Raw genomic sequence first — 26,617 nt, forward strand, 5'->3', positions numbered from 1 at the left:
ACCGCCGCCAGTGCGGGACCTGCGGGTGATCGACTAGGCGCCGAGTGCGGCGTCCACGATCTCCTTGGCCTCGCGCTGCACCTGCTCCAGGTGCTCCTGCCCGACGAAGCTCTCGGCGTAGATCTTATAGACGTCCTCGGTGCCGGACGGCCGTGCGGCGAACCAGGCGTTGTCGGTGACGACCTTGACGCCGCCGACGGCCGCGTCGTTGCCGGGAGCCTTCGACAGCTTCGCGGTGATCGGGTCGCCCGCCAGGGTCTCGGCGGTGATGGCGTCGCCGTCGAGCTTCGACAGGCGGGCCTTCTGCTCCTTCGAGGCAGCGGCGTCGACGCGCTGGTAGACCGGGTCGCCGAAGCGCTCGGTCAGCTCGACGTACAGCTGCGAGGGGTCTTGCCGGTGACGGCGACGATCTCGGACGCCAGGAGCGCCAGGATGATGCCGTCCTTGTCGGTCGTCCACGCCGTGCCGTCGGTGCGCAGGAACGACGCGCCGGCCGACTCCTCGCCACCGAACGCGACGGAACCGTCGATCAGGCCGGGCACGAACCACTTGAAGCCGACCGGGACCTCCCACAGACGGCGTCCGAGCGACTCTGCGACGCGGTCGATGATGCTCGACGACACCAGGGTCTTGCCGATGGCGGCGTCGTCGCGCCAGGCCGGACGGTGTGCGTAGAGGTACTCGATCGCGACGGCGAGGTAGTGGTTCGGGTTCATCAGGCCGCCGTCGGGCGTGACGATGCCGTGCCGGTCGGAGTCGGCGTCGTTGCCCGTCAGGACGTCGAACTCGTCCTTGTGCGCCAGGACCGAGGCCATCGCCGAGGGGCTCGACGGGTCCATCCGGATCTTGCCGTCCCAGTCGAGCGTCATGAACGACCAGGTCGGGTCGACGTCCGGGTTCACGACGGTCAGGTCGAGGCCGTAGTGGTCGCGGATGAGGTTCCAGTACGGCAGCGATGCACCACCGAGCGGGTCGGCGCCGATCTTCACCCCGGCACGCTTGATCGCGGCGATGTCGATGATGTTCTCGAGGTCGGCGACGTAGGTGTGCAGGAAGTCGTAGCGGTCGGGGGTGGCGTGCTCGGTGCGCTGCACCTCGGTGTTGCCGCCCTCGATGATCGCGTTCGCTCGGTCGGCGATCCAGCTCGTGGCGTCGCTGTCGGCGGGGCCGCCGTGCGGCGGGTTGTACTTGAAGCCGCCGTCGCGGGGCGGGTTGTGGCTCGGCGTGATGACGATGCCGTCCGCCGTGTCGGGGTTGCCGGCGCGGTTGTAGCGGATGATCGCGTGGCTGAGCGCGGGGGTCGGCACGTAGCCGTTGTCGCTGTCGGCCAGGACGTGCACGCCGTTGGCGGCCAGGACCTCGAGCGCGGTGCGCTCGGCGGGGCCGGACAGGGCGTGGGTGTCGCGCCCGATGAAGAGCGGGCCGTCGGTGCCCTGCGACTGCCGGTACTCGACGATCGCCTGCGTGATCGCGGCGATGTGGGTGTCGTTGAAGGCGGAGTCGAGCGAGGAGCCGCGGTGGCCGGAGGTGCCGAACACGACCTGCTGCTCGGCGACGGAGACATCGGGCACACGGTCGTAGTAGGCGGCGACGAGCGCGTCGATGTCGACGAGGTCGTCTGCGGTCGCGGGGGTGCCGGCGCGGTCGTTCATGGGTCCATCCTGGCATCGCGCACCCGGAGGCGTCCGGCCGGCGCACAGCCGGGGCCGCAGAGCGCGGCCGGAGCCGTGTCCGCCGACCGGGGCGACGGCACGGCTCAGGCGGTGCGGAAGGAGCCGGTCGCCGTGCGGAACGAGCCGGTGGCCGTGCGGGTGGAGGCGGTCCAGGTGGCGGGACGCGAACGCTGCGCGTCGGTGAAGCGCCCGAGGCGCCCGGTGATCGGTGCGCCCGTGTACGTGCCGACCGAGTCCGTGGTGCGGGTACCGGTGAAGGACCCGCGCTCGTCACGGTCGCGGAGTCCGGACACGAAGGTGCCGCCGAGCGGGAAGGTGCTGTTCGTCATGGGCTCGACCGTACGTGACTGTCTTGAATGATGCAAAACAACTGCACGAACGTGCGTGTTCAGGCCAGGAGCTCGCAGAAGCTCCGGCCCGCGACCGTCCAGCTCTGCCGTGCCACGAGACCGGCGTCCGCCGCGTGCCGGTGCAGCGCGTCGAGTCCGACCTCGGCCCAGGGGAACCCGGCGCTCTCGTGGCCGTCGGCGTCCATGACGCGGGCGGTGTACACGCGGTCGGCCAGCGGGTCGGGGTTCGTCTCGACGATGACCCGGCCGCCGGCGCGGACGATCTCGCCGCAGCGCTCGAGCAGTGCCGCGGGGTCGCCGCCGATGCCGATGTTGCCGTCGATGACCAGGGCGGTGTCCCAGTGCCCCTCGTCGGGGACCGCGTCGAACACCGACCCCTGGATCGCGGTGCCACCGGACCGCTGCGCGATCGCCACGGCCTCGGCGGAGACGTCCACGCCGAGTGCGGGGATGCCGAGGTTGCGGGCGGCGACGAGCATCCGCCCGGGGCCGCACCCGATGTCGATCACGGGTCCGTCGGCGTCGTCGAGCAGCGAGCGGTCGACCCGGTCGGCCGCGGCGCTCCACCGGCCGACGTCCATCGTCGTGACGACGTCGGGGCGGTCCGGGTCGGTCAGACGGAGCCGTCCGTCCGAGCGCAGGGCCCGGGCGTAGGGCTCGCCGCCGCCGGCGCCGAAGGAGACGGGTGCGTGCATGGTCATCGGAGACTCCCCGCGATCTCGGCACGGAGTGCCTGGGTGAAGCCGGAGTCCGGCGCGAGTTCGGCGACGCGTTCGGCGTCGGGCATCGTGTCGACGTCGAGCAGTTCGCCGAGGATCCCGACGTCGAGGCCGGCGTCGGTCAGGCGGGCGAGCTGGACGGCGCCGGTGTCGTCCTGCGACATCGGGACGCCGCGCAGCAGGTCGCCGGTCGGGGCCTGCAGGTACAGCGACCAGAAGCCGCCGTCCTCGGCGGGACCGAACCACGCGTCGCGTTCGGGCTGGTCGAACACCGGGGCGAGCGCGTCGGTGGACACCTGCGGGGTGTCCATGCCGACGAGCAGCAACGGGCCGTCGATCGCGTCGAACAGGAATCCGAGGCGCTCGTCCAGCCCGCCGCCCGGCTGGTGGAGGACGTCGAAGCCGTCGGCCGACTCCGGGACGACGTCACCGTCGAAGAACAGCACGCGGCGCTCGGCGGCCAGGGCGCGGACGGTCGACAGGGTGTCGGCGAGGCTCGCGGACGCCACACGGGCGGCACCCTCGGGGAGAGCGCCGGGGTCAGCCGGGTCTTCACCTTGCCGGGCAGGCACTCCTTCGCGACCACGGCCACGGTGATGCCGGCGGTCATGCGCGCGTCCCCTCGACCGAGGCGGTGACGGCGGCGGAGTCGGGCCGTGCCGCGGCACCGGTCGCGGCGGTGGAGCCGGCCACGTGGCGGACGGGCGCCGGTGCGACGACCCGGACAGGGGCCTCCCGGCGGTACGCGCGCAGCAGGCGGGTCATGTCGCGGACCGCGTTGACCGTGCCGCGGAGCGTCCCGGTCACCTTGCTGTCGCCGATGCGCTGCGCGTAGCCGATGTCGGACTCGTCGACGCGCCAGCCCGCCGCGTGCGCGGCCAGGACCATCTCGAGCGGGTAGCCGCTGCGGCGGTCCTGCAGGTCCAGGGCGACGAGGTCCTCGCGGCGCATGACGCGCATCGGGCCGAGGTCGCGCAGGCGGTAGCCGGTCGCGCGGTGCATGAGGACGGCGAGGACGCGGTTCGCGAACCGGGCGTGCGGCGCCCAGGCGCCCTTGCTCGTCGGGACACGTCGTCCGAGCGCCAGGTCGACGCGGCCGCTCGCGACGCGGTCGACGAGCGGCGGCAGCTCTGCGGGGTCCATCGAGGCGTCCGCGTCGCAGAAGGCGACGAAGTCGGCGGTGGCGGCCGCGACGCCCGCAGCGCAGGCGGAGCCGAAGCCCTTCACCGGTTCCGTGACGACGAGGGCGCCGTGCGCGCGGGCGACGTCGGCGGAACCGTCGGTCGATCCGTTGTCCACCACGATCGCGCGGTAGCCCTCCGGCAGGCGAGCGATCACCTTCGGCAGGGCATCGGCCTCGTCGAGGCACGGGAGGATGACGTCGACACTCATGTCCGTCATTCGGTGCCGGTCGTCAGATCGACGGGTCTGTCCTGTCATGCACTCGACGTAACACGACGACGCGCGTCGGGGTACAGGAAAGGTGTACCCGCTGGTCAGTCAGCGCGTGTTTCCCGGGTCGGGTCCCCAGAACGGGGGCAGGCGGACGGGAGGCCCGTGGCGCGTGTTCTGGTCGGGTCGCGTCCGCCGCGCGGTCGCGCTGGGCGCGGTGCGCGCGGTGCGCGGTGGGCGCGGTGGGCGCGGTGCGCGCGGTGCGCGGTTCGTGAGCAGGAATGGTCGGGTCGCGTCCGGCGACCCGACCATTCCTGCTCACGAAGCGGGGCTACTGGACGGCGCTCCGGAGGGGGCGGTGGCGAAGTCGCGCATGCCGGCCACGAAGTCGACCTCGGCGCGCCAGCCGAGCTCGGCGGCGATGCGGTCCGAGCTCGCCGTGACGTGGCGCACGTCGCCCAGGCGGTACTCGCCGGTGACGACCGGTTGCGGACCGTCGGGTCCGGCGATCGCCGCGGCCATGTCGCCGATCGTGTGCACGACGCCGGACCCCACGTTGTACGCGCGGAACGAGTCGGCGGGCTGGTCGGCGGTCGCGGCGATCGAGGCGGCGTTCGCTCCGGCGACGTCGTCGACGTGCACGAAGTCGCGGCGCTGGGCGCCGTCCTCGAAGACGCGGGGGCCTCACCGCGGGCCAGCGCCGAGCGGAACAGTGACGCGACACCGGCGTAGGGGGTGTTCGCGGGCATGCCGGGTCCGTAGACGTTGTGGTACCGCAACGCGACCGCCCGGCCGCCCGTCGCGCGTGCCCAGCTCGAGGCCAGGTGCTCCTGCGCGACCTTCGTCTGCGCGTACACGTTGCGGGGGTCGAGCGCGGCGGACTCGTCGATGAGGCCGGGCAGCAGGGGGTGGCCGTCCGCGCCGATCGGGTCGAAGCGACCGGCGTCGAGGTCCTCGCGGCGGCGGGCCGGCGGCCGGACGGGCTCGCCGTCGGTCGTCGTGTACGCGCCCTCACCGTAGACGACCATCGAGCTCGCGACGACGAGTCGCCCGATGTCGTGCCGGTCCATGCCGGCGAGGACGTAGGCCGTGCCGGCGTCGTTCGACGAGACGTAGTCGGGGGCGTCCTGGAAGTCGACGCCGAGGCCGACCTTGGCGGCCTGGTGGCAGACGACGTCGACGCCGTCGAGCGCGGCGTCGAGCGAGACCCGGTCGCGGACGTCGCCGTGCACGAACTCGATGCCCTGCTGCTGGTGGGCGCGCACGACCTCGCCGGGATCGCCGTGGACGTCGTCGCGGAGGAGTCGAGGACGCGGACCTCGTGGCCGTCGGCCAGCGCGCGGCGGACGATCGCGGAACCGATGAAGCCGGCGCCGCCGGTGACGAGCAGGCGGGTCATGCGGTGCGGCCCGTGGCGGGCTGGGCCTGCGTGACGCTGGCGCCTGTGGGCTGGGCTTGCATGATGCTGGCGCTCGCGCTGCTCGGGACGAGTTCGCGCGGCGTGAAGTCGGCGGGGATCGCGCCGACGATCTCGCCGATGGCGCGGACGATCACCTCGTTGGCGCGGGCGAGACGTTCCATCACGAGGGCGTGGGTGACGGGTGCTCCGGCGTCGTCGGCCGCGTCCGCGGTGGCCGCTGCGTCCGCCGTGGCCGCGTGGGCGGCCGCTGCGGCGGCTTCGTCCTCGGTCGGGGCCAGGCCGGCGTCGGCGTCGGTGACGAACGACAGGTTCACGGTGGCGATGCCGAGCTCCGCGGCGAGCGGGACCTCGGGGGTCATCGTCATGTTGATGGTGTGGCCGCCGGCCTCGCGCAGCCAGACGGACTCGGCGCGCGTCGAGAACCGGGGGCCCTGGATGACGACGCACGTGCCCGTCGACCGGAACGGCACGTCGAGTGCTGCGATGGCGTCGACGGCCGCCCGCCGCAGCGTCGGGTCGAACGGGTCGGCGAACGACAGGTGCTGGACGTCGTCCTCGAAGAACGTGTCCGCGCGGCCGAAGGTGCGGTCGATGAGCTGGTCGGTCACGACGAAGGTGCCCGGGGCGTAGTCGGGGTGCAGGCCACCGACGGCGCTCGAGGACACGATCGCCCGGACGCCCAGGGAGCGGAGCGCCCAGACGTTCGCGCGGTGGTTGATGCGGTGCGGGGCGACGGAGTGCTCACGACCGTGCCGGGTGAGGAACGCGACCCGGCGTCCGGACATCGTGCCGATGCTGATCGGGCTCGACGTCGGGCCGAACGGCGTCGGCACGTCCAGCTCCTCGGCGGTCCCCTCCTCGAACAGCTGGTAGAGGCCGGAGCCCCCGATGACACCGATCATCACGGCTTCGTCGTTCTCCACAGGTCCTCCGAAAGGTCGTCGGCGCGGTCTGCGCGCTGGATACGCTACTGACGCCGGCCCCGGACGAACCGGGAGCGGTGACACCATCCCTGTTCGGAGGCACCTGTGCGAACGATCGGTCAGCACCGCGACGACCTGGCCGTGCTGCTCGCGCCGGTCCTGGCGGGCCTCGGGGCTGCATCGTGGCGGATCGACGACCTGGCCGTCGACGGCCGTGCCGGGCACGGGCACCGCGTGCTCGCTGCGCCCGTCGTCTCTCCGGTCCCGTTGCCGCCCTTCGACAACAGCCAGATGGACGGCTTCGCGGTCCGGGTGGCCGATGCCGGGCAGGACGTCCGGGTGGTCGCGCCGATCCCCGCCGGCGTGGTGCCCGCGCCGCTCTCCGCCGGCACCGCTGCACCGATCATGACCGGCGCGCGGATCCCGGACGGCGCAGATGCGGTCTTCCCGGTGGAGTCGACGTCGCCGGGGTCCTTCCCGGCTGCGCTCGACCTGGGGCACGTCACGGTGCCGTCCGACCTCGCGCCGGGCACCTTCGTCCGTGGGACCGGCAGCGACCTGGCCCTCGGTGCGTCCATCGCGCCGACCGGTGCGCCGATCACCCCAGCCCTGCTCGGTGCGCTCGCGTCCGCCGGAGTGTCCACCGTGCAGGTTCGTCGACCACTGCGGGTCCTCGTGGTCTCGACGGGGTCCGAGCTGCAGGGCGCGGACACGGCCGCAGCGACGATCGGAGACGCGAACGGCATCGCGCTGCAGGCGGCGCTCGCCGAGGTCGGTGCTTCGTCCCGCAGGGTCCGGGTCCCCGACGACGTGGAAGCGTTCGTCTCCGAGCTCGACGACGCCGTGGGAGATTGGGCCGACCTCGTGCTCACCACCGGGGGCATCAGTGCGGGCGCGTACGAGGTCGTGCGGCAGGCACTCGAACCCCGAGGCCTCGCCGTGACCCCGGTCGCGATGCAGCCCGGCGGGCCGCAGGCGTTCGGCAGCGTGGAACTCGCCGGTCGACCGGTGCCGGTGGTGTCGTTCCCCGGCAACCCGGTGTCGGGGCTCGTCTCGTTCGAGGTGTTCCTCCGTCCGCTGCTCGCACCCCTCGTCGGGCTGCCGGCCGACCGCCCCGAGCTGCACCTGCCCGCTGCTTCGGCTGCGCGGTCACCGGGTGGCAAGCACCAGGTGCGGCGTGGCCGGGTGGACGACGGGGCCGTCCACTTCGTGGGCGGACCGAGTTCCCACCTGCTCGCGCACTACGCCGCCGCCACGCACCTCGTCCACGTCCCGGTGGGGGTCGACGCCGTCGAACCCGGTGACGTCCTGACCGTCTGGAGTCTCCGATGACCGAACCCGCCGCCACGTCCGATCAGTCGGGTCCGTCCGAGCAGGTCGATCCGTCCGGCGCGGCCGAGCTGTCGCACGTGCGCGCCGACGGGTCCGCGCACATGGTCGACGTGTCCGCGAAGGACGTCACCGACCGCTCGGCGACCGCCACCGCCACGCTCGTCACCCGGCCCGACGTCGTCGCCCGCATCCTCGACGGCTCCCTGCCGAAGGGCGAGGTCATCGGTACCGCCCGCATCGCCGCGATCATGGCCGTGAAGAAGACCTCCGACCTCATCCCGCTCTGCCACCCGCTCCCCATCGCCGGGGTGCAGGTCGACATCACCGGTGCCGACGACCGCGTGCTGATCGAGGTCTCGGTCCGCACGACCTCGCGCACCGGCGTCGAGATGGAAGCGCTGACCGGCGCGAGCATCGCCGCGCTGACCGTGTACGACATGGTGAAGGCCGTCGACCGGGCGGCCTCGATCACGGACGTCCGTGTGCTCGAGAAGCACGGCGGTCGGTCCGGAGACTGGAGCAACCGATGACCTCGCAGCCGACCAGGGGCCGTGCCGCCGTCGTGGTGGTGTCCACGCAGGCTGCCGCCGATCCCGCGCTCGACCGCACCGGGCCCGTCATCGCGGGGTGGCTGCGCGAGCGGGACTTCACCGTCGCCGAGCCCGTGATCGTCCCCGACGGCGGGGCGATCACCGAGACCGTGACCGCCGAACTGCTGGCCGGGGCCAGGATCGTCATCACGACCGGGGGCACCGGCGTCACCCCGACCGACCGGACGCCCGAGGCTGTCGCGCCGCTCATCGACCTGGAGCTGCCCGGTGTCCTCGAAGAGGTCCGTCGTCGCGGGCTCGCGGGGGCCGGGCCGACCGCACTGCTGAGCCGCGGCATCGCCGGCATCAGCACCGGCGGATCCCTGATCGTCACCCTTCCCGGGTCCCGCGGCGGCGTCGCGGACGGACTGGCGGTGCTCGACGGGCTGGTCGATCACGTGCTCGCGCAGGTGCACGGCGAGGGCCACGCGCCGCGGAGTGCGTCATGACCGCTGCGCCGGCCCCGTCCCCGGCACCGGACGCGCGCGTCGTCCTCGCTGACGTCGTCGACCGGGGGATCACCGTCGACGAGGTCTCCGCCGTCGTCGCCACCGACCGGGACGGCGCCGTCGTCACCTTCGCCGGCGTCGTCCGCGACCACGACGGTGGCAAGGGCGTCACCGCCCTCGACTACGAGCGGCACCCCAGCGCCGGCGACGTCATCGCCGAGGTCGCCCGCACCGTCGCCGACGCCCACCCCGACGTCCGGATCGCCGTGCTGCACCGCGTCGGGTCGCTCGGCATCGGGGACGTCGCGCTGGCCGCAGCCGTGGCGTCGTCGCACCGGGCGCAGGCGTTCGCAGCGTGCGGGGAGCTGGTCGACCTGGTGAAGGAGCGTGTGCCGATCTGGAAGCACCAGCGGTTCACCGACGGCACGGACGAGTGGGTCGCGGCGTTGTAGGACGCCGACCCTGTGCGACTTCGCAACTGCGACGCTCGTTCGGGGCATGGTGAGACTCCAAGCGGATCCATAGAATCGCGAACATGAGCGTTCTGCTGCCCGGGATCACCGTCATCCTGCTGGTCTTCGCCCTGATCGACATCCTGACGAAGAACGACGACCAGATCCGCGGACTCCCGAAGATCGCGTGGGTGATCCTCGTGATCCTGGTCCCCGTCGTCGGCAGCATCGTCTGGTTCGCCATCGGCCACGACTGGGCCCCGGGCGAGCGGAACCACGGCCGCTACATCGAACCCACCCGTCACGAGGACCGGTACGCCACCCTCGGTGATGCCCGGAACGCCCACGGAGCCAAGCGCATCAGCGGCACGGAGCAGGAGCTCGCCGAACTCGAGCGCGAGATCGAGTACTGGGAGGCGCAGGCTCGCCTGAAGCGCGCGAAGGAAGCCGCAGGCGAGGGCGACGCCGCTCCCGCGAGCTGACGTACCCGACTGCCGGAGCCGAACCGGCCCCGGTGAGCTGACCCGCGCCTCCAGGCCGACGCGTCGTCGCACCGACGCGACGGGCGCACCGTGCGCGGTCGGTCGGCCGGTGCGAGGTTGTGCGCTCCGTGCGCCGCTACAACCTCGCACCGAGCGGTCAACCTCGCACCACTCGAACAAGCCCGCACCGTGCGTCCGACCCCGCCCCGGCCCCACGACCCGAATCACCGCCCCGCACCGACCACCCCGCCACGCCGCCTACCCTTGACGCGTGGCTCATCTCCTCGGCGCCGAGAACCTGCATCTCGAGTTCCCCACCAAGGTCGTCTTCGACAACGTCACCCTCGGCATCGACGAGGGGGACCGGATCGGCGTGGTCGGACGCAACGGCGACGGCAAGTCGACCCTGCTCGCGCTGCTGTCCCAGCGCCTCGAACCCGACGACGGCCGAGTCACGCACCGACGCGGGCTGACCGTCGGCTACCTGGACCAGCGCGACATCCTGCCCGAGGGCGCGACCGTCGGCAGCACCGTCGTCGGCGACCTCGAAGAGCACGAGTGGGCCGGCGACCCGAAGATCCGCGACGTCATCGGCGGTCTGGTGTCGGACATCCCGTGGGACGTCAGCGTCGACGAGCTGTCCGGTGGCCAGCGCCGCCGCGTGGCGCTCGCGCGGCTGCTCGTCGGCGACTGGGACGTCCTGTTCCTCGACGAGCCCACGAACCACCTCGACGTCGAGGGCATCCAGTGGCTCGCCGAGCACATCAACCGCCGCTGGTCGTCGAACCAGGGCGGCATGGTGGTCGTGACGCACGACCGGTGGTTCCTCGACGCGGTGTCGACCGACACGTGGGAGGTCCACGACGGCGTCGTCGACCCGTTCGAGGGCGGCTACGCGGCGTACATCCTGCAGCGCGTCGAGCGCGACCGGCAGGCCGCGGCGAGCGAGCAGCGCCGCCAGAACCTGGCCCGCAAGGAGCTCGCGTGGCTGCGCCGCGGCGCTCCGGCCCGGACGAGCAAGCCGAAGTTCCGCATCGACGCGGCGAACGCCCTGATCGACGACGTGCCGCCGATCCGCGACACGGTCGCGCTCGCGAAGACGGCGACCGCCCGCCTCGGCAAGGACGTCGTCGACCTGCTCGACGTGAGCGTCTCGTTCGACGGCACCCAGATCCTGGACCGCATCGAGTGGCGCATCGCACCGGGGAGCGGACCGGCATCCTCGGCCCGAACGGCGCCGGCAAGTCGACGCTGCTCAACCTCGTCTCGGGCACGCTCGCGCCGACGAGCGGCCGGGTGAAGACCGGCAAGACCGTGCAGGTCGCGATCCTCGACCAGCAGCTCGCCGACCTGGCGCAGTTCGCGAACGACCGCGTGCGCGAGGTCGTCGCCCGCAAGAAGACGAGCTACGTCGCCGACGGCAAGGAGATGACGCCGGCGCAGCTGCTCGAACGCCTCGGCTTCACGGCGGAGCAGCTCTCAACGCCCGTCAAGGACCTGTCCGGTGGCCAGAAGCGCCGCCTGCAGCTCATGCTCATCCTGCTCGACGAGCCGAACGTGCTGATCCTCGACGAGCCCACGAACGACCTCGACACCGACATGCTCGCCGCCATGGAGGACCTGCTCGACACCTGGCCGGGCACCCTGCTGGTCGTCTCCCACGACCGGTACCTGCTCGAGCGCGTCACCGACCAGCAGTACGCCGTGCTCGGCGGGCACCTGCGGCACCTGCCCGGCGGCGTCGACGAGTACATGCGGCTGCGTGCGGCCGGCACCGGTGGTGGGACCGCTTCTGCGGCTGCCGCCGCGTCTGCCGGGAGGCCCGACACGGCTGGCGGGACCGGCTCGGCCGGTGCCGTGGCCGGGTCCAGTGCGTCAGCTGGTTCCGGCGCGTCGGCTGCGGCCGCCTCGGGGCTGTCGGGCGCGGAGCGTCGGACGGCCGAGAAGGAGATGTCGGCGCTGGACCGCAAGATCACGAAGGTCGGCGCGGACCGGAAGAAGCTGCTCGACGACTTCGCCACCCACGACCAGTCGGACTACGCCGGGCTCGGGGGCTGCAGGCGAAGCTCGCCGCGCACGAGGCCGAGATCGAGCAGCTCGAGGAGCGTTGGCTCGAGGTCGCGGAGCTGCTCGGGGTCTGAGGCGCGCTACTCCGCTGGCTTCGCGTCCTCGGGGGCCCCGCCACCGGGGTTCGCGACGACCTCCCACAGGTGGCCGTCCGGGTCCTGGAAGAAGCCGGACCACATGCCCCACGGCCGTGTGTACGGCGGAGCGAGCATCGTCGCGCCGGCGATCCGGGCCCGGTCGAGGAACGCTTCGGCGTCGGCCTGACTGTCGACGAAGTGCCCGATCGTCGCCGCGGGGCCGTCGGCGAGTGCCACCCCGGAGTCCTTCGCCATGTCGTCCCGCCCGTAGACGCTGACGATCAGACCGTCGTCGAGGGTGAACATCGCCGTGGTGCCGCCCGCCTCGGTCTCGGTCGGCGGGTACTCGGTGCCGATGACGCCGCTGCCCTCGATCCCGAGCAGGGCGCGGTAGAACTCCGCCGAACGTGCGACGTCAGCGACGGCCAGGGTGATCGCGTGCATGGGCCGGAGGCTACCCCGGGTCTCGTCGGTCGGGCGGCTCAGTCGCCGAGGCCGAGGATGAGCCGTCGGAGCAGCCCGGCCAGCTGGTCCTGCTCGGCGTCGGACACCCCGGACAGGATGTCCCGCTCCGCCGTCAGCAGGTCTGCGATGGCCGCGTCGACCGCGACCCGCCCCTTCGTCGTCAGTGACACGAGGATGCCGCGGCCGTCCTTCGGGTCCGTCCGCCGACCGACCAGGCCCCGCGCCGTGAGCCGGTCGACCCGGTTCGTCATCGTGCCGCTCGACACCAGGGTCTGCTGCAGCAGGGTCTTCGGGCTCAGCTCGTACGGCTCACCCGCACGCCGCAAGGCGGACAGCACGTCGAACTCCCACGGCTCCATGTCACCGGCGTCGAACGCTGCTCGCCGGGCGCGGTCCAGGTGCCGCGCGAGCCGGTCGACACGGGACAGCACCTCGAGCGGCCCGAAGTCGAGATCGGCGCGCTCACGACCCCACGCCGCGACGATGCGGTCGACCTCGTCCTGGTGCGGCATCCCTCCATCTTGGCCGAACCCGGGGCGGACGGCCAGCCTCGTCGGTCATGGGAGGATGGACGAGCACCCACGGGTGCGTTCCGCCTTGGTGTAATGGCAGCACGACGGCCTTTGGTGCCGTTAGGTCCGGGTTCGAATCCTGGAGGCGGAGCTGCCTGCGTCTGATTCGGTGATCTGACTTTCCGGCGTCGCGGCATCGCATGTCACGTTCGGAAGCACATGGCACGACTTCTCCCACATCAGGTTTCGGTCGCGGATGCGCACCGGTTGCGGGACTTCGTCGCCGGCTCGGAGCAAGGGTGGCTCACACAGCTCGCGCACTGGCTCGTGGCAACCGGAGGACCGATCAAAGCCCTCGACTTCACGGTCGATTCGCTGGTGCCGCTCTGGGCATGGTACGTGGCGTGGTACCGCGGCGGCCTCCCCGGCGTGCCCGACTGACGCACCCTCTGTGCGCATGACGACGATGCGACCAGTGGCGCTCTCCACCACGGGGTGGCGCGTGCGACGCGGGAGTTCGCTGGCCGTCCCCGGATGGATGCGACGCCAGGTGCCGTGTCAGGAGCCGTGCCCGCCGTGACCACCGGCATCCGGCGGCGTCAGCTGGCCACCCTGCATCGTCGACGCGGCCCCGTCCGGGACACCGCGGCCGTGCTTGCTCGTGAACCACCCGAAGAAGTGACCCACCCAGGCGATGATCGCGACGGCGACGCTCGCGATGACGAACCACAGCTCCGAGGACATGACCGCACGGTACCGGACCCACGACTGCTCCACAACGGAGTCGGAACCCGCTCACGACAGATGGGCTCAGTCGGGTCGGTCACGGGACCTCGCATCACTTCGTCGCCGGCGATGTCGGTGGTTCGCGTCGATCGCGTCCGACCGCGGGGCGTACGCCGTCGAAGGTGATGCGCAGCTCGCTCGGTCCGCGGAGGAGTGCGTTGCGGCGGTAGGGCGGCGGATCGATGACCAGTTGCGGGTTGACGAGGCGCTCGAAGAGGCCGGCGAGAGCGATCTGGGTCTCCAGTCGTGCCAGCGGCGCCCCGAAGCACGCGTGGATGCCGGCGCCGAAGCTGAGGTGGTCGTTGCCAGCACGGTGCGGGTCGAACTGGTCCGGGTCGACGAAGTGGCGAGGGTCGCGGTTGGCGGCCGCCCATGCGATCCAGACCGGTGAGCCGGCGGGGATGGTGACGCCGGCAACGGTGACGTCGGCGAGGGCGATGTACTTCGGTGTCACCTGGGCGGGCGGTTCGACGCGGATGAGCTCTTCGAACACCTGCGCGATCGTGTGCGGGTGGTCGCGGATGAGGTCGATGGTCTCGGGATGGCGCAGCAGGGTGAGTGTGCCGTTCGCGATCATGTTGACGGTGGTCTCGTGCCCGCCGATGAGCAGCATGATGGACGTGTTCAGGACCTCGGCGCGCGACATCGGCCCGTCGGGGCCGTGGTCGTTGACGAGACCGGACAGCAGGTCACCGTGCGGCGTGCCCTTCCGGGCGTCGGCGAGGTCGCCGAGGTAGGCCGCCATCTCGCGGGATGCGTCGTCGGCCTCGCGGCGCTTGACCGCGGCGTCTGCGTCGTCGACCACTTCCGGGGGCGCGATGATGGCTTGGCTCCACTCGTGGAAGCGGGGCTCGTCCTCCGCGGGGACGCCGAGCACGTCGCAGATCATCGCGACGGGGAGCGGGTACGCGAAGGCTTCGACGACGTCGATCTCCGTGCGGCCGGCGAACCCGTCGATGAGGTCATGGGTGATGGCGTCGATGTCCTGGCGGAGCCCGTCGATGTAGTCGGCGGCGTGCGGCGGCCCGAAGTGGCGCATGGTCTGCCGGCGGAGCCGGTCGTGGACCGGCGGATCCGTCATCACGAACGCGGACGTCAGCCCGGGCTCACCGGCGTCGGTGCCCTCCTTGCGGTGCGCGGCCATCGGGTCGGAGCTGATGCGGGGGTCGTGGACGAGCTGCAGGATCTCGTCGTACCCGGTGATGAGGAAGGCGCCGTTGTCGAGTTGCTGCACCGGCTGGGTGCGGAGCTGCTCGTAGTGGGGGTTGGGGTCGGGTCGGCTGTCCTGCTCGAGCAACGTCTCCCAGGTCGCCGACGCGGTCGCTGTCGTCGGTGCGGCGTCGGTGGTCGGTGTGGTCTGCGGGGTGTCGGTCATCGTGTTCTGCTCCTGGTGGGGTCGATCGGTTTCGGGCGATGCCGAGCGCTACCGCGCCGCTGACAGCCTGGTGTCGGCGGCGGGATCGACCGTCGGGTCTTCGAGGGGAAGGCTGCTCCGGATTCGATCTGCGCCCGGTAGTACGGCAACCACTTCGACTGGTTCACGGCGACCGCGGCGACCAGACGTCCGTCACGGCCGAACGTGACCACAGCGGATCGCTCTTCGAGGGATCCTTGTGTGACCTGTGCGGTGTCGGCGATCGCCGGCTCTCCCGCCGCTTTGAGCACCTGCCCGAACTGCGTCGTCCAGAACACCGGCACGTCCCGATGGGGTGTGTCCGTACCGTGCACCATGTTCCGCGCTGCGGTCTCGGCCTGTCCGACGGCGGCGCCCCAGTGTTCACTCGTCCACACGCCGGGCCCGGCAAGGGGTTCGGGTGCCGGGCGATGTCCCCGGCGACGAACACGTCGAGCAGGGGCTGCCCGTCGGTGCCGAGGGCGTGCTGGGCAGCGTCGCAGAGCACACCCCGTCGTCACTCGCGACGCCGGATCCGGCGAGCCATTCGTTGTTCGGGACGGCGCCGATCGCGACGACGGCCACATCGACGTCGATCGTGGAGCCGTCGGTGAGCTGCGCTGCGGTGAGCCGTCCCTCGTCGTCACCGAGCACGGCGGTGACGCCGGTGCCGGTCCGGAGATCGACGTCGTGCTCGCGGTGGAGCGCACGCATCATCTCGCCGACGGCCGTCCCGAAGAGTTTCGCCATGGGTGCCGGCCCACGGTCGACGACGGTGACGGGGATGCCGAGGCTGCTGCAGGAGGAGGCGATCTCACCGCCGGTGAAGCCGCCGCCGATCACCAGCACCCTCGTGGCGCGGTCCGTCAGTCGTTCGCGGATCGCGGCCGCGTCATCGGCGGTGCGGAGCACGAAGACACCGTCCAGCGCTGCCTCGGCGGTGACGGGCCAGGGGCGGGAACGACGGCCGGTGGCGATCAGCAGGCGGTCGTAGTCGACTCGCGCACCGTTCTGCAGGAGCACCTGCTTGGCATCCGTGGTGAGGGCGGTGGCGGTGTTGCCGAGCCGCCAGTCGACGTCGAGGTCCGCGGCGTGCGGCAACCGTGTCGAGGTGGTGCCGGCAACGCCCGTGAGCACCTGTTTCGACAGCGGCGGACGGTCGTAGGGCAGGTGCGGCTCGTCACCGAGCACGGTGATCGTGCCGGTGAACCCGGAGGTGCGGAGCGTCTCGGCTGCAGTCAGACCAGCCAGCGACGCGCCGACGACGACGACTCGTCCGTCCGCGGTGAGCGGAGCGTGCACCGGTTCAGTGGTGTCGGCTGCTCGTACCGGCAGACGTGCGCCCCCGACACGGATCGCCTGGACGGGGCACGCGGCTGCGGACTGCAGCACCCGGAACCGTTCGGCGTCGGAGGGATTGGGGTTGTAGGCGAGTGCTTCCTCGCCCTCGAACCGGAACACCCCCGGCGCGAGGAAGCAGCACTGCGCATAGCTCTGGCATTTCGTCATGTCGACCGCGATCTCCACGAAGACCTCCCGGGCTCTCGTTGTGGGACGTCTCCATCGTCCGCGGCGCACCACTTGGTGTCGTCCGCGGTCGCGGTAGTCCGATCACTGCGATCGCAGTACGACGGGCGCGCCCACATCTGCTGGCGTCATGACCGGATGCAGTTGCGAGGCCCGCCGGCCCTCCGCACGAGACGGTGGACGATCGATCGATCGATCGAACGAACGCAGTGCGCAGTTCCGCCACGCTCAGGAACTCGTGGCGGCTCCGATGATCGCGCCCGTGAAGAGCACCCAGTCGTTGATGATGTGTGCGCCGGTGCTGACCGCGATGTTCTTCGTGCGGATGTACGCGAGCGCGAGGACCAGCCGTGCGACACCGATGATCAGGAACGCCTGCGCGAAGTTCCACCCGTAGGTCGGCAGGTGCGCTGCACCGAACCAGATCGCGGTCGCGAGCCAGGCGATGAGGATCGCCTGGGTGCGGGTGAGTCCGATGCGGTGGCACAACGCCATGACCGCCAGGAACGGCAGGATGGTGAAGAGCTCCTCGCCCAGCAGCTGGATCGCGGTCCCGACGGAGAACGCGACGATCTCACCCGCGCCGTGGATGCCATCGGTCGCGGTGTTGGCGTTGGTGCCGAAGATCGCCTTCACGATGATCCCGACCGTGAACGACACGATGAGGCTGAGGATCGCGAAGACGATCATGGTGCCGAAGTCGCGTGCGGTGGTGCGTTGGAAGATGCGCGCCCAGTGTCGTCTCGTGAAGGCGATGAGGACGGCGAGCATGACATCGCCCTGAGTCGCGACTCGTCTCCGCCGAAAGCTACCAGCGGACGCGACGCCCTCACGCGGTCAGCCGCACACTGACCTCCCACAACCGCCGGGCGTCGTCGGCGTCGAGCATCGCCGAGTTCGCGTCCGACGGGATGCTGTCCGCGGTGAGCGGCCGGACCTCGTCGTCGATCACGGCGACGTCGCTGTCCTTCAGGTAGACCCCGCCGACGCCGTCGAGCAGCGGGCTCGCGGCACCGAACACGAGCGTCGCCGCCCCCTGCTCGATCGTCTTCTTGCCGTGTTCGGGGTCGATGACCGTCGCGCCGTCGTCGTCGACCAGCCCCTGCTCGCGGTACGAGGCGATCCGGGACCCGTCGTGCGGGCCGGGGCCGATGATGACGCCGGGGTGCGCGGCGAAGGAACGGATGCCCTGGTCGGCGTACCGGCGGTCGAGTTCGACCGTGAACAGCACGTTCGCCCGCTTGGACTGCCCGTAGGCGGCGGCCGCGTCGTAGCCGCTGGCGAACGCCGGGTCGTCCCACCGGATCTGCCCGAAGCGGGCGGCGCCGGACGTGACGTTGAGTACCCGCGCACCACGGGCCTCCAGCAGGGAGGGAGGAGCGCCCGCGTGAGCCGGAAGTGCCCGAGGTGGGACGTCGAGAACGACAGCTCGTTGCCGCGGGCGTCGAGCCGCCGGTCCGGTGTGAAGAGCATCGCGGCGTTGTTCACCAGGGCGTGGAGCGGGCGGCCGGAGGCCGTCCAGCGTGCGGCGAAGGCGTCGATCGACGCCGGATCGGTCAGGTCGAGCTGCTCGACCCGGACGCCGGGGATGCCGGCGACGGCGGCGCTCGCGCGGTCGGTGTCGCGGGAGGCGATGGTGACGACGGCACCGGCGGCGGCGAGGGCGCGGCTGGCCTCGTGGCCGAGGCGGCCGTGGCCGCCCGTGACGACGACGTTGCGCCCGGTCAGGTCGACGCCGTCGAGGACCTCGGCGGCGGTGGACGACGCGGTGAAGGGGGTGGGGAGCGGGTGCTGGTCGGTGATCACGAGTGGTCCTCCTTGGAGTCGATGTGGCCGACGGCGGCTTCGGCGGAGGCGATGGCGTCGGCCGTCGCGGACCACGCGTCGTCGTCGAGCCCGAGCGCGGTCCGGAGGAACGCCGTCGTGGTGCGGCGGACCAGGTCCACGCGCTCGGGGCTCTCGTCGGTCGTGGCGGTGGACGCGTAGTCCTGGATGCCGCCGAGCAGGTGCTCCCCGCCGTGCACGGTCACCAGGTGCCGGGCGCCGGGGCTGTGGTGGTAGACGTCGGTGAACCAGTCCGGCCCGCGCGTGGAGAGCCGGGACTGGTCGTGGTCGCCGGCGACGACGAGCGACGGGGTGTGCAGCTGGCTGAAGTCCGGGCTCATGAAGGGGAAGTGCTCCTGCGCGAACGGCGTCAGGTCGGCTCCACCGATCCCGGTGGTGGAGAGCAGGACCCCGGCGCGCACGCGGTGGTCGGTGCGGTCCTCGCCGGGCTGTCCGTCCGACCCGATCACCCGGGCGCCGAGGAGCATGCCGACGGACTGGCCGCCCCACGAGTGCCCGGCGACCGCCAGGTTCGCCTGGTCGACACGTCCGGCGAGACCGGGGACGGCGGCGATGACGACGTCGAGGTCGTCGATGACCCGCTCGAGGTCGTCGACACGGGTCTGCCAGATCGTCGGGGTGCGCGGGTCGTCGGGTGCCAGGCCGTACTGCGTCGAGTCGAGGAACGTGGGCTGGACGACGACGAACCCGCCTGCGGTCCAGTGATCGACGAGGGGGTCGCCGCCGGTCATCGACTGCCCGAAGCCGTGGGCGAAGACGATCACGGGCAGCTCGGTGCCCGTGGTCGGGGCGGTGATCCGGACCTCGAGGTCGTGGCCGCGTGTCGGCGCGGGCAGGGTGACGGGGCGCACGCTGATCACCTGGGGGTGCGGTGCTGTTGCTGGCATCGGGAGTCCTTCCGGAAGCGGACGTCACTCGAAACGGAGCGACGTTCCGGAACGATACGGAACCGCGCTCCGGATTGCAAGCGAAACGGATCGTCGTTCCGTTCCGTGCGCAGACCGTGCGATGATCGGGGGATGAGCACGCCGTTGGACGACACCGCGCCGTCGGACGACACCGCGCCGCCCCGGCGTCGCCGCGACGTCGAACGGAACGAGCGGACGATCCTCGACGCCGCGGCCGGTGTCTTCGCCGCGTCCGGCGTCGGTGCGCCGGTGCGCGAGGTCGCTGCCGCCGCCGGCGTGGGAGTGGGCACGCTCTACCGGCACTTCCCGACCCGCTCGGACCTGGTCGTCGCCGTCTACCGGCACCAGATCGAGGCCCTGGCCGAGGCCGGCCCGGTGCTGCTCGACTCGGCGCCGACCGCGTTCGACGCGATCCTGCGCTGGGTGCACCAGTTCGTCGACTTCCTCGGCACGAAGCACGGCCTGGCGCGGGTGTGGGAGGGCGACGCCGACGGCTTCACCGCGCTGCACACGCTGTTCGTCGACGAGCTCGTCCCGGTGCTGGGCCGGATGCTCGACGCCGCTCGTGCATCGGGCGAGGTGGTCGCGTCGGTGTCGCCGTACCAGCTGCTCCGCGCCGTCGGCGACCTGGTCGCGTGGAGCCCCCAGGACCCGGCCTACGACGTCCGCGCGATCGTGACGCTGCTGGTCACCGGCCTGCGGCAGGGGCAGCCGCCGGTCACGCCCGCGCCGACGACCGGCGCGTAGCGCGCCGACGACCGGCGCGTAGCGCGCCGACGACCGGCGCGTAGCGCGCTGAACGCTCCCGGTCAGGCGGTGTGGAGCATCGCCACGCTCCGGTCCCACAGCTCGCGTGCGAGATCGGCGTCCTCGGCCTGCGCGTTCGGTGCCGCCACCCTGCGCTTCACGTAGTACTCGCCGGTCGGGTAGTCGCGACCGGGGGTGTTGTCGGCCAGGTACACGAGTGTGTCGGCACCCTTCTCCGGGGTCGTCAGGAACACGTGGCGCAGGGGCGTGTGGTACACGAGGTACATCGGCGAGGTCTTGTCGTTCGAGAACCCGGTGCTGATCGTGCCGGGGTGGAACGCCGTCGACGTCACGCCTCGGTCGCGGTACCGGCGGTCGAGTTCCTTGGTGAACAGGATCTGTTCGAGCTTCGAGTCGCCGTAGGCCTTGGTGGCCCGGAAGTGCCGCTCAGCGTCGAGGTCGTCGATGTCGACGCGGCCGAAGAGCTTGTTCGCCACACTCGAGGTGTTGATGACCGTTCCGCCGGACGCGATGAGCCGGTCCATCAGCAGCTCCGTGAGCAGGAACGGCGCCAGGTAGTTGACCTGGAACGTCAGTTCGTGGCCGTCAACGGTGACCTGACGGCCCGCACTGAAGATGCCGCCGGCGTTGTTGGCCAGCACGTCGATCCGGGGGCAGCGCTCGAGCAGGTCGTCGGCGAGCCCCCGGACGGCGGACAGGTCCGAGAAGTCGGCCACGAAGTGGTCGACGCCGAGGTCGCGGGCGACCCTTTCGGTCTTCGCGGGGTTGCGACCGACCACCACGACCTCGTTCCCGCGGCGGACGAGCTCCCGCGCAGCGGCGACGCCGATGCCGTCGCTCGCGCCGGTGATGACGATGGTCTTCGCGGCCATGGGTGCTCCTCGGGTCGGGGGCGAGCGTGCGCTCGGCTGCGTCCGTCCTACAGGGTCGGCCCTGAACGGACCACGTGACGGACGGGAGGCACGGGTCGGGTCCGCCATGGGCCTCCCGTCCGCCGTCCGGTCGCCGCTCAGGCCGCGCCCGGCCCCGCCAGGTCGGCCGTCTGCGTGACGACGCCGAGCGCGGGGAACACCGACCGGAACCGGTCTGCGTGGGCGTCGGGGTCCGGGTCGTTGGTGGCGTCCTCGACGAGGACGACGTCGAAGCCCAGGTCGTACGCGGCCCGAGCCGTGGACTCGACGCCGAACGTCGTCGCCTGGCCGACCACGATCACCTCGGTGACGCCGTCGGCGCGGAGCCGCTCGTCGAGGCCGGTGCCGGCGAAGGCGCTCCACCCGCCGCGGGTGAGGTTGCCGTCGGCGTCGGCCCGTTCGAGCAGCAGGGAGCCGTAGGCGACCGGGGCCGGACGCGGGCCGCCGCCGTACTGGGTCGTGCCGGCCGGTGTCGCGGCGGGGTCGTGGCGGATGAAGACCACCGTTCCGCTGGCGGACCGGGTGGCGCGGGCAAGGGTCTCGACGTTGGTCACGACGGTCTCGACGGGGTGGGTGCGCTGGTACGGCGCGGTCCCGGCCTGCAGGTCGACGACGAGCAGGGCGGTGTGTTCGGTGAGGGTTCGGGGCACCGGTCCAGGGTGCTCGATCGTCGGGCGCGGCGTGTACTGCGTCTGCGGTATCCCGGTCGCGGTCACCGGTCGGTCGGTGGGTGCGTGCACGCGTCGATCGCGGCGTACTCCCGGCTGAGTGCTGCCTGGTTCCGCTCGGTGCGCCACGACCGGATGCCGGGCGCAGCGGCAACAGCGGCGATCCACGCGCCAGCACCGACGAGGACCGGCACGAGCGTCGGGTCCCCGCCGAGGGCGAGCAGACCGCCGAGCGCGACCGCCAGCAGGGCGACCGCGGAGCCCGCGGTGGCGACGACACCAGCCAACCGGGCCGGCTGCTGCTCGAGGGCGGCGATCCGGGCCAGCGCCCGCTCGGCACGACGCTCGAGGATCGGTCGTGCGGGGTCGAGCCGGGTGCGCAGCCGCTGGAGCAGCAGGGACGTCGTGCCGAGCCGTCCGCCCTGCACGGTCACCGTCCAGCCGAACTGCTCCAGGGTGTGCCGGTGGAGCGGCACGAACGCGGTCGGTGCGTACAGCACCCGGGTCTCCAGGTGGCGGGGGACCGGCGCGTGCAGGACAGCGCCGGTCCGGGCGATGGTGTTCGTCATCGGGCTCGGCCCGCGCTCAGGCGGTCCGGCGGCGACTGGCCGCCTCGCACGCGCCGTAGACGACGTCGAACTGGCGGTCGACGGCCGGACGGATCCGCTTGGTGCGCGCCGCGCGGACGAGCTGGAAGGCCACGGGAGCGATCGCCCAGTTGACCAGCCCACCGGCCCCGACGAGGAACACCGTGACCGGGTCGAGCCCGCCGAGCAGGTCGGGGACCGCCACGGTGTCCTGCATGGCGAACACCGAAGCGGCCAGCAGGACGCTGCCGATCGCGCCGAGCGCGTACGCGACCACCGACGCCGCGGTCGTGCGGGAGCGTTCGAGCGAGTCGATCGTGGCCAGGGCGGCCTCGGCGTTCTGCTGGAGCTCGGTCAGCTCGACGGAGCGGTCGGCACGGTCGCGGCGGAGGCCGAGGGTGCGCCGACGGTTCAGTGCGCCCGTCCGGTCCGAGCCGTCGGACGTCCAGCCGAAGTTGCGGTAGGTGTCCGTGTACAGGGCGTCCTTGCCCCGTGGGACGTCGACGGTGCAGTAGTCGTACGTAGTGGCAGCGGGAGTGGCGGTGTTCGTCAGCGTCATGGTGGTTCCTCCGGTCGGTGCCGGATCGTTCCGGCCTGGTGTCGATCGTCCCGGGGACGCGCCGCGGGCAGGTCCCCGATCGGTGGTACCCCCGACTACTGCGTTCGCAGTAGCCGGACCGTTGACCCGCACGACAGGATGAGTGCATGCGGCGACTGCGGGCGATCTGGGGTTCCTGGCGTCCCGACGACCGCTGGGTGTTCCGCGGCACGGCCGCCGTCGTCCTGCTCGCGTGCGCGATCGAGTCGGGCCGGGTGATCGCGGCCGATGCCGGCCCGGGGCCCGGCATCGCGGTCGCCGCGACCGTGCTCGCCGTCGTCGCGGCGCCGTGGACACCGTGGACAGCGCTCGGGCTCGCCACGGTCGCCCCCGTGCTCGGAGGACTGTCCGGCTGGTCGCCGATCGTGACCTGGAGCTGCGCGGTGCTGCTGCTGTTCGCGGTGTCCTCGCGGCAGGGGCACCCGGTCCGCGCCGCGGCGATCGTCGCTCCCGGCGTGGTCATCGGCACGCTCCTCGCGCCGGGGAGGGCGGTGCGGTGCCGACCGCCCTCGGCGCCCTCATCTCCGTCGTCGCCGCGGCGGCCATCGGCTCGGGGCTGCGGGTGCAGCACCAGTACCGGGCGTCGTTGGAACAGCGCGCCGCCGATGCCGTCGCCACGCGGGAACTCGAGGCCGAGCGCCGCGTGGCCGAGGAACGCGTCCGGATCGCGCGGGACCTGCACGACGTCATCGGGCACGAGATCGCGGTGGTCAGCATGCAGCTCGGGGTCGCCGAGGTCACCCTGCCCGCCGGGGCCGACGAGGCCCGGCGTGCGCTGGACGCCGCCCGGGACGGCGTGCGGAACGTCCTGACGGAGACCCAGCACGTCCTGACGGTGCTCCGTTCGGCGTCGAGCAGCGGCGCCGACCTCGACGACCCGACGGCGCCGGCTCCAGGCATCGCGCAGCTGCCCGGACTGGTCGCCTCGTACGAACGGATCGGCCTCGATGTCGATGCCCGCCTGGACGACGTCGGTCCGGTCTCCGTGCCGATCGGTGTGACGGTCTACCGGGTGCTGCAGGAGTCGCTCACCAACGCCCATCGACACGGTGAGGGCCGGACGACCGTCACCCTCGCCCGCGCCGGTGACGACCTGGTGCTCGAGGTCTGCAACCCACGTCGCCGGACCCCGGCGGACGAGCCCGTCGCGGGCCGGACGGGCGGGCTCGGCCTGGTCGGCATGCGCGAACGCGTCGCCGCCGTCGGCGGATCCGTCCAGGCTGCGGCGGACGGCGTGCTGTTCGTCGTCCGGGTCCACCTGCCCACCGCGAACGGAGCACGATGAGCACACGAGTGATCCTGGTCGACGACCAGGACATGATCCGACTGGGGCTCCGCGCGATCCTCGACCGGCAGGACGGCCTCGAGGTCGTCGGCGAGGCCGGGGACGGACTCGCCGCGGTGCAGACGGCGCTGTCGGTCCCTGCGGACGTCGTCATGATGGACATCCGGATGCCGGGCATCGACGGGGTCGAGGCGACCCGACGGATCCGCGCCGACCGCACCGCCGAGCAGGTGCGCATCGTCATGCTGACGACCTTCGACCAAGACGAACTCGTCTTCGCGGCGCTGCGTGCCGGGGCGAACGGGTTCCTCAGCAAGGCCGCGGGTCCGGCGGAGCTCGTGGCGGCGATCGAGGAGGTCGCAGCCGGCGGGGGCGCCCTGTCCGCGGCGGCCGCAGCGGCGCTCATCGGACAGGTCGCCAGCACACCCGCGTCCTCGGTCGACCCCGAGATGACCCGGCGCTTCGAGGCACTCACCGCTCGCGAGCGCGACGTCGTGGCGATGGTCAGCCGAGGTCAGGGCATCGACGCCATCAGCGCCGAGCTGTTCCTCTCACCGCTCACGGTCAAGACCCACGTGAACCGGGCCATGGCGAAGGTCGACGCCCGCGACCGGGCCCAGCTCGTGGCGTTCGCGTTCCAGGCCGGCTTGGTCGACTGAGGTCGGCGCCGGCCGAGGCGCCGACCGAGGCGCCGGCGCTTCCGGGAACCGTCGCAGCGCCATCGCGAGCCCGATCACCGCGGCCACGCCGCCGAGGAACACCCCGCTCGCACCCGTGGACGCAGCAGCGTCCTCGGCGCTGCCCGCGAACGAGAGCAGTGCCGACTGGGTCAGCACGAGCAGGACCACCGCGGCGGCGATGTTCACGAGCTTCGTCGCCTCGACGAGCGGCTCCCCGTCCTTGCGCGCGGTCACCGCACCCCAGACCCCGATGCCCAGCTCCGCGAACGTCGCCGCCGCGATGACGATCGCCACCCACTGGTCGTAGTGCACGGGGTGCGCCCGCCCGACGAGCATCGGCACGCTGCACCCGACGAACACGACCGACATCGCGGTCACCGCACCCCCGATCCACCGGTGTCCGGCCTGCCGGAACCGCATCCGGTCGCCGTTCGCCGCATCGAACGCGAACGACAGCCGGTGCCGACGAACGGCCCAGACCTTCGCGGCCGCGACCCCGAGCGTGAAGACCACGGTCGCGGCGAGGAACAACGAGGGAGCCGCGCAGAACAGGACGACCTTCCACCCCGCCATCACGAGGCTGCTCGGCACCGACAGCACGGCGAGCACGAGCCCGCGGCGCGGCCGATCCCGCCACACCGTGACGGCGTACTGCACGGCGACCTTCCTGGTCACCGGCATCAGTCGAACGTGACGACGACCTTGTCGGCCGCACCGGGGGTCGCAGCCACCCGGAGAGCCTCGAGCACGTCGGTCGCCGGGAAGACGTCGCTGACGATCTGCGCGTACGCCTCAGGGTTCGCGATGATGTGCTCGGTGACGTCGAAGATCTCGGTCGGGTACCCCATCGCGGTCACGATCGTCGGCTCGACGGCCAGCAGGTCACCGAAGTCGACCTCCACGGGCCGCTTGTGCACCGCCACGACGCCGATCGTCGCGCGGTGCTTCGCCAGGCGCAGCGCCGTCTGCACGGTGGCCGGCACCCCGGCGGCGTCGAGCCAGACGTCGGTGCCGGACTTCCCGCCGTGCCCCACGCCGTCCCGTGCTTCGCCGTGCAGGGCGATCAGGCGCTCGTCGAGCGGCTCGTCCGCCGAGTTCACGACGGCATCGGCTCCGACGAGCAGGGCCTTCTCGAGCCGCGACGCGACCACGTCGACGACGACCACGTGCCCGACGCCGAGCGCCTTGTAGCTGATCACGGCACCCAGCCCGATCGGGCCGGCACCGAACACGACGACCCTGTCACCCGGTTGCGGCGCGGTCCGGTTGACGGCGTGCAGGGCGACCGCCATCGGCTCGTTGAGCGCGGCCACCTGCCAGGGCAGGTCCTGCGGGACCAGGGCGATGCTGGTGCCGAGCACGGCCTGCTCGACGAGCAGGAACTCGGAGAGCCCGCCGGTGGGGCCGCCGTTGCCGATGATCCCGCGTGGGTCGCCCATCGGGTTCACCACCACGTGGTCGCCGACGGCGATGCCCTCGACCGCGTCGCCGACGGCGGCCACCTCTCCGGCGACCTCGTGTCCGAGGGGCGTGTGCCCCTCACGCGGCGGGATGCCGCCGCGCGCGGCGTAGAAGGCGTCGGAGCCGCAGACCCCGCACGCCTTGACGGCGATCAGGACGTCGGCAGGGCCGACCTCGGGGACGGGCTCGTCGCGGATCTCGACGGATCCGGGGCCGGTGACGACGACGGTGCGCATGGTGCTCCTCACGTCACGAGCACGGGCGGCTCGGGACGGAACCATCTGACCAAGACGGCGA

General features: G+C 72.1%; 30 protein-coding genes, 1 tRNA gene and 5 pseudogenes. 13 read left to right on the top strand and 23 right to left on the bottom strand.

Annotated elements, in window-relative coordinates; translation table 11 throughout:
• Positions 1–33: 33 nt before the first annotated feature.
• From pgm to JN350_RS06415, 7 genes and pseudogenes are all read right to left on the bottom strand, one after another.
• A pseudogene (pgm, locus tag JN350_RS06385) lies at positions 34–1,652 on the bottom strand (phosphoglucomutase (alpha-D-glucose-1,6-bisphosphate-dependent)).
• 104 nt (positions 1,653–1,756) lie between these two features.
• Positions 1,757–2,002, bottom strand: a complete 246-nt coding sequence (locus JN350_RS06390; RefSeq protein WP_205463967.1) for a hypothetical protein — start codon at positions 2,000–2,002, stop codon at positions 1,757–1,759.
• Positions 2,003–2,061: 59 nt separating this feature from the next.
• On the bottom strand, positions 2,062–2,724 hold the full coding sequence (locus tag JN350_RS06395; protein WP_205463968.1) for a methyltransferase domain-containing protein: 663 nt from the start codon (positions 2,722–2,724) through the stop codon (positions 2,062–2,064).
• On the bottom strand, positions 2,721–3,251 hold the full coding sequence (locus JN350_RS06400; protein ID WP_240347585.1) for a DUF2064 domain-containing protein: 531 nt from the start codon (positions 3,249–3,251) through the stop codon (positions 2,721–2,723). The genes JN350_RS06395 and JN350_RS06400 overlap by 4 nt, the downstream gene beginning before the upstream one ends.
• Before the next feature lie 97 nt (positions 3,252–3,348).
• Positions 3,349–4,134, bottom strand: coding sequence for a glycosyltransferase family 2 protein (locus JN350_RS06405; protein WP_461964041.1), 786 nt, complete (start codon positions 4,132–4,134; stop codon positions 3,349–3,351).
• 318 nt (positions 4,135–4,452) lie between these two features.
• Positions 4,453–5,533: pseudogene (locus tag JN350_RS06410) on the bottom strand (NAD-dependent epimerase/dehydratase family protein).
• On the bottom strand, positions 5,530–6,477 hold the full coding sequence (locus tag JN350_RS06415) for an MTAP family purine nucleoside phosphorylase (RefSeq protein ID WP_205463969.1): 948 nt from the start codon (positions 6,475–6,477) through the stop codon (positions 5,530–5,532). The pseudogene JN350_RS06410 and the gene JN350_RS06415 overlap by 4 nt, the downstream one beginning before the upstream one ends.
• Before the next feature lie 105 nt (positions 6,478–6,582).
• Here JN350_RS06415 and JN350_RS06420 point away from each other — a divergent pair, with 105 nt between their 5' ends.
• The 8 genes and pseudogenes from JN350_RS06420 to JN350_RS20655 all read left to right on the top strand — a co-directional run.
• A complete protein-coding gene (locus tag JN350_RS06420; protein WP_205463970.1) occupies positions 6,583–7,809 on the top strand; it encodes a molybdopterin molybdotransferase MoeA in 1,227 nt (408 codons plus the stop codon).
• Entirely contained in the window at positions 7,806–8,339 is a 534-nt protein-coding gene (gene moaC, locus JN350_RS06425; RefSeq protein ID WP_461964045.1) for a cyclic pyranopterin monophosphate synthase MoaC, read from the top strand. The genes JN350_RS06420 and moaC overlap by 4 nt, the downstream gene beginning before the upstream one ends.
• Entirely contained in the window at positions 8,336–8,848 is a 513-nt protein-coding gene (locus JN350_RS06430; protein ID WP_123293708.1) for a molybdopterin-binding protein, read from the top strand. The genes moaC and JN350_RS06430 overlap by 4 nt, the downstream gene beginning before the upstream one ends.
• Positions 8,845–9,300 (top strand): molybdenum cofactor biosynthesis protein MoaE, encoded by a 456-nt coding sequence (locus tag JN350_RS06435; RefSeq protein WP_205463971.1) that lies wholly within the window; start codon positions 8,845–8,847, stop codon positions 9,298–9,300. Before JN350_RS06430 ends, JN350_RS06435 begins: the two co-directional genes overlap by 4 nt.
• An 83-nt stretch (positions 9,301–9,383) precedes the next feature.
• A complete protein-coding gene (locus JN350_RS06440) occupies positions 9,384–9,782 on the top strand; it encodes a PLDc N-terminal domain-containing protein (RefSeq protein WP_205463972.1) in 399 nt (132 codons plus the stop codon).
• Between the two features lie 373 nt (positions 9,783–10,155).
• A pseudogene (locus JN350_RS20645) lies at positions 10,156–10,522 on the top strand (ATP-binding cassette domain-containing protein); the annotation flags it as partial.
• A 56-nt stretch (positions 10,523–10,578) separates the two neighbouring features.
• The gene (locus tag JN350_RS20650; RefSeq protein WP_461964373.1) at positions 10,579–11,082 is read left to right on the top strand and encodes a hypothetical protein; all 504 of its coding nucleotides are present in this window, start codon (positions 10,579–10,581) and stop codon (positions 11,080–11,082) included.
• A pseudogene (locus JN350_RS20655) lies at positions 10,971–11,306 on the top strand (ATP-binding cassette domain-containing protein); the annotation flags it as partial. The gene JN350_RS20650 and the pseudogene JN350_RS20655, both read left to right, overlap by 112 nt.
• 623 nt (positions 11,307–11,929) lie before the next feature.
• Here the strand turns inward: JN350_RS20655 and JN350_RS06450 are convergent.
• Positions 11,930–12,370 carry a VOC family protein gene (locus JN350_RS06450; protein WP_205463973.1) on the bottom strand — a complete coding sequence of 147 codons (441 nt, stop codon included), beginning with the start codon at positions 12,368–12,370 and terminating at the stop codon, positions 11,930–11,932.
• 38 nt (positions 12,371–12,408) lie between these two features.
• Complete coding sequence (locus JN350_RS06455; protein WP_194648573.1) at positions 12,409–12,903, bottom strand: MarR family winged helix-turn-helix transcriptional regulator; 495 nt, start codon at positions 12,901–12,903, stop codon at positions 12,409–12,411.
• Between the two features lie 79 nt (positions 12,904–12,982).
• Between JN350_RS06455 and JN350_RS06460 the strand changes: the two genes are divergently transcribed.
• Positions 12,983–13,054, top strand: a tRNA-Gln gene (locus JN350_RS06460).
• Between the two features lie 68 nt (positions 13,055–13,122).
• Positions 13,123–13,344: a hypothetical protein gene (locus JN350_RS06465; RefSeq protein WP_205463974.1), complete on the top strand. Its 222-nt coding sequence runs from the start codon at positions 13,123–13,125 to the stop codon at positions 13,342–13,344.
• Between the two features lie 117 nt (positions 13,345–13,461).
• Here JN350_RS06465 and JN350_RS06470 read toward each other — a convergent pair whose 3' ends face one another.
• The 8 genes and pseudogenes from JN350_RS06470 to JN350_RS06505 form a co-directional block, all read right to left on the bottom strand.
• Positions 13,462–13,647: a hypothetical protein gene (locus JN350_RS06470; protein WP_146249760.1), complete on the bottom strand. Its 186-nt coding sequence runs from the start codon at positions 13,645–13,647 to the stop codon at positions 13,462–13,464.
• A 94-nt stretch (positions 13,648–13,741) separates the two neighbouring features.
• Positions 13,742–15,064 (bottom strand): cytochrome P450, encoded by a 1,323-nt coding sequence (locus JN350_RS06475; RefSeq protein ID WP_205463975.1) that lies wholly within the window; start codon positions 15,062–15,064, stop codon positions 13,742–13,744.
• Positions 15,061–15,420 (bottom strand): oxidoreductase C-terminal domain-containing protein, encoded by a 360-nt coding sequence (locus JN350_RS20660; RefSeq protein ID WP_461964375.1) that lies wholly within the window; start codon positions 15,418–15,420, stop codon positions 15,061–15,063. Before JN350_RS20660 ends, JN350_RS06475 begins: the two co-directional genes overlap by 4 nt.
• A 46-nt stretch (positions 15,421–15,466) precedes the next feature.
• Positions 15,467–16,609: an FAD-dependent oxidoreductase gene (locus JN350_RS06485; RefSeq protein ID WP_205463977.1), complete on the bottom strand. Its 1,143-nt coding sequence runs from the start codon at positions 16,607–16,609 to the stop codon at positions 15,467–15,469.
• A 228-nt stretch (positions 16,610–16,837) separates the two neighbouring features.
• The gene (locus tag JN350_RS06490; protein WP_205463978.1) at positions 16,838–17,380 is read right to left on the bottom strand and encodes a CPBP family intramembrane glutamic endopeptidase; all 543 of its coding nucleotides are present in this window, start codon (positions 17,378–17,380) and stop codon (positions 16,838–16,840) included.
• 58 nt (positions 17,381–17,438) lie between these two features.
• Positions 17,439–17,840, bottom strand: coding sequence for an SDR family NAD(P)-dependent oxidoreductase (locus JN350_RS19080; protein ID WP_240347587.1), 402 nt, complete (start codon positions 17,838–17,840; stop codon positions 17,439–17,441).
• Between the two features lie 200 nt (positions 17,841–18,040).
• Positions 18,041–18,490: pseudogene (locus tag JN350_RS20665) on the bottom strand (SDR family NAD(P)-dependent oxidoreductase); the annotation flags it as partial.
• Positions 18,412–19,341 carry an alpha/beta hydrolase gene (locus JN350_RS06505; protein ID WP_240347588.1) on the bottom strand — a complete coding sequence of 310 codons (930 nt, stop codon included), beginning with the start codon at positions 19,339–19,341 and terminating at the stop codon, positions 18,412–18,414. The pseudogene JN350_RS20665 and the gene JN350_RS06505, both read right to left, overlap by 79 nt.
• Before the next feature lie 132 nt (positions 19,342–19,473).
• On the opposite strand from JN350_RS06505, the gene JN350_RS06510 reads away from it, so the two are divergent.
• A complete protein-coding gene (locus JN350_RS06510) occupies positions 19,474–20,109 on the top strand; it encodes a TetR/AcrR family transcriptional regulator (protein WP_205463981.1) in 636 nt (211 codons plus the stop codon).
• A 62-nt stretch (positions 20,110–20,171) separates the two neighbouring features.
• Here the strand turns inward: JN350_RS06510 and JN350_RS06515 are convergent, their stop codons facing one another.
• The 4 genes from JN350_RS06515 to JN350_RS06530 all read right to left on the bottom strand — a co-directional run bounded on the left by JN350_RS06515 (position 20,172) and on the right by JN350_RS06530 (position 22,855).
• Positions 20,172–21,002 carry an SDR family NAD(P)-dependent oxidoreductase gene (locus tag JN350_RS06515; RefSeq protein WP_205463982.1) on the bottom strand — a complete coding sequence of 277 codons (831 nt, stop codon included), beginning with the start codon at positions 21,000–21,002 and terminating at the stop codon, positions 20,172–20,174.
• 137 nt (positions 21,003–21,139) lie between these two features.
• Positions 21,140–21,691: a cysteine hydrolase family protein gene (locus JN350_RS06520; RefSeq protein WP_205463983.1), complete on the bottom strand. Its 552-nt coding sequence runs from the start codon at positions 21,689–21,691 to the stop codon at positions 21,140–21,142.
• A 62-nt stretch (positions 21,692–21,753) separates the two neighbouring features.
• Positions 21,754–22,278 (bottom strand): hypothetical protein, encoded by a 525-nt coding sequence (locus tag JN350_RS06525; protein ID WP_205463984.1) that lies wholly within the window; start codon positions 22,276–22,278, stop codon positions 21,754–21,756.
• Between the two features lie 16 nt (positions 22,279–22,294).
• On the bottom strand, positions 22,295–22,855 hold the full coding sequence (locus JN350_RS06530; protein WP_205463985.1) for a hypothetical protein: 561 nt from the start codon (positions 22,853–22,855) through the stop codon (positions 22,295–22,297).
• Between the two features lie 535 nt (positions 22,856–23,390).
• On the opposite strand from JN350_RS06530, the gene JN350_RS06535 reads away from it, so the two are divergent.
• Both JN350_RS06535 and JN350_RS06540 read left to right on the top strand, forming a co-directional pair.
• Positions 23,391–24,179 carry a sensor histidine kinase gene (locus tag JN350_RS06535; protein WP_205463986.1) on the top strand — a complete coding sequence of 263 codons (789 nt, stop codon included), beginning with the start codon at positions 23,391–23,393 and terminating at the stop codon, positions 24,177–24,179.
• Complete coding sequence (locus tag JN350_RS06540) at positions 24,176–24,838, top strand: response regulator (protein WP_205463987.1); 663 nt, start codon at positions 24,176–24,178, stop codon at positions 24,836–24,838. Before JN350_RS06535 ends, JN350_RS06540 begins: the two co-directional genes overlap by 4 nt.
• Here JN350_RS06540 and JN350_RS06545 read toward each other — a convergent pair.
• Positions 24,731–25,540, bottom strand: a complete 810-nt coding sequence (locus JN350_RS06545; protein WP_205463988.1) for a hypothetical protein — start codon at positions 25,538–25,540, stop codon at positions 24,731–24,733. The genes JN350_RS06540 and JN350_RS06545 overlap by 108 nt on opposite strands.
• Positions 25,540–26,556, bottom strand: coding sequence for a zinc-dependent alcohol dehydrogenase (locus JN350_RS06550; RefSeq protein ID WP_205463989.1), 1,017 nt, complete (start codon positions 26,554–26,556; stop codon positions 25,540–25,542). Before JN350_RS06550 ends, JN350_RS06545 begins: the two co-directional genes overlap by 1 nt.
• Positions 26,557–26,617 lie beyond the last annotated feature (61 nt).

Origin of the sequence: Curtobacterium sp. 24E2 (genome assembly GCF_016925595.1) — a bacterium.
Taxonomy (GTDB): Bacteria; Actinomycetota; Actinomycetes; order Actinomycetales; family Microbacteriaceae; genus Curtobacterium.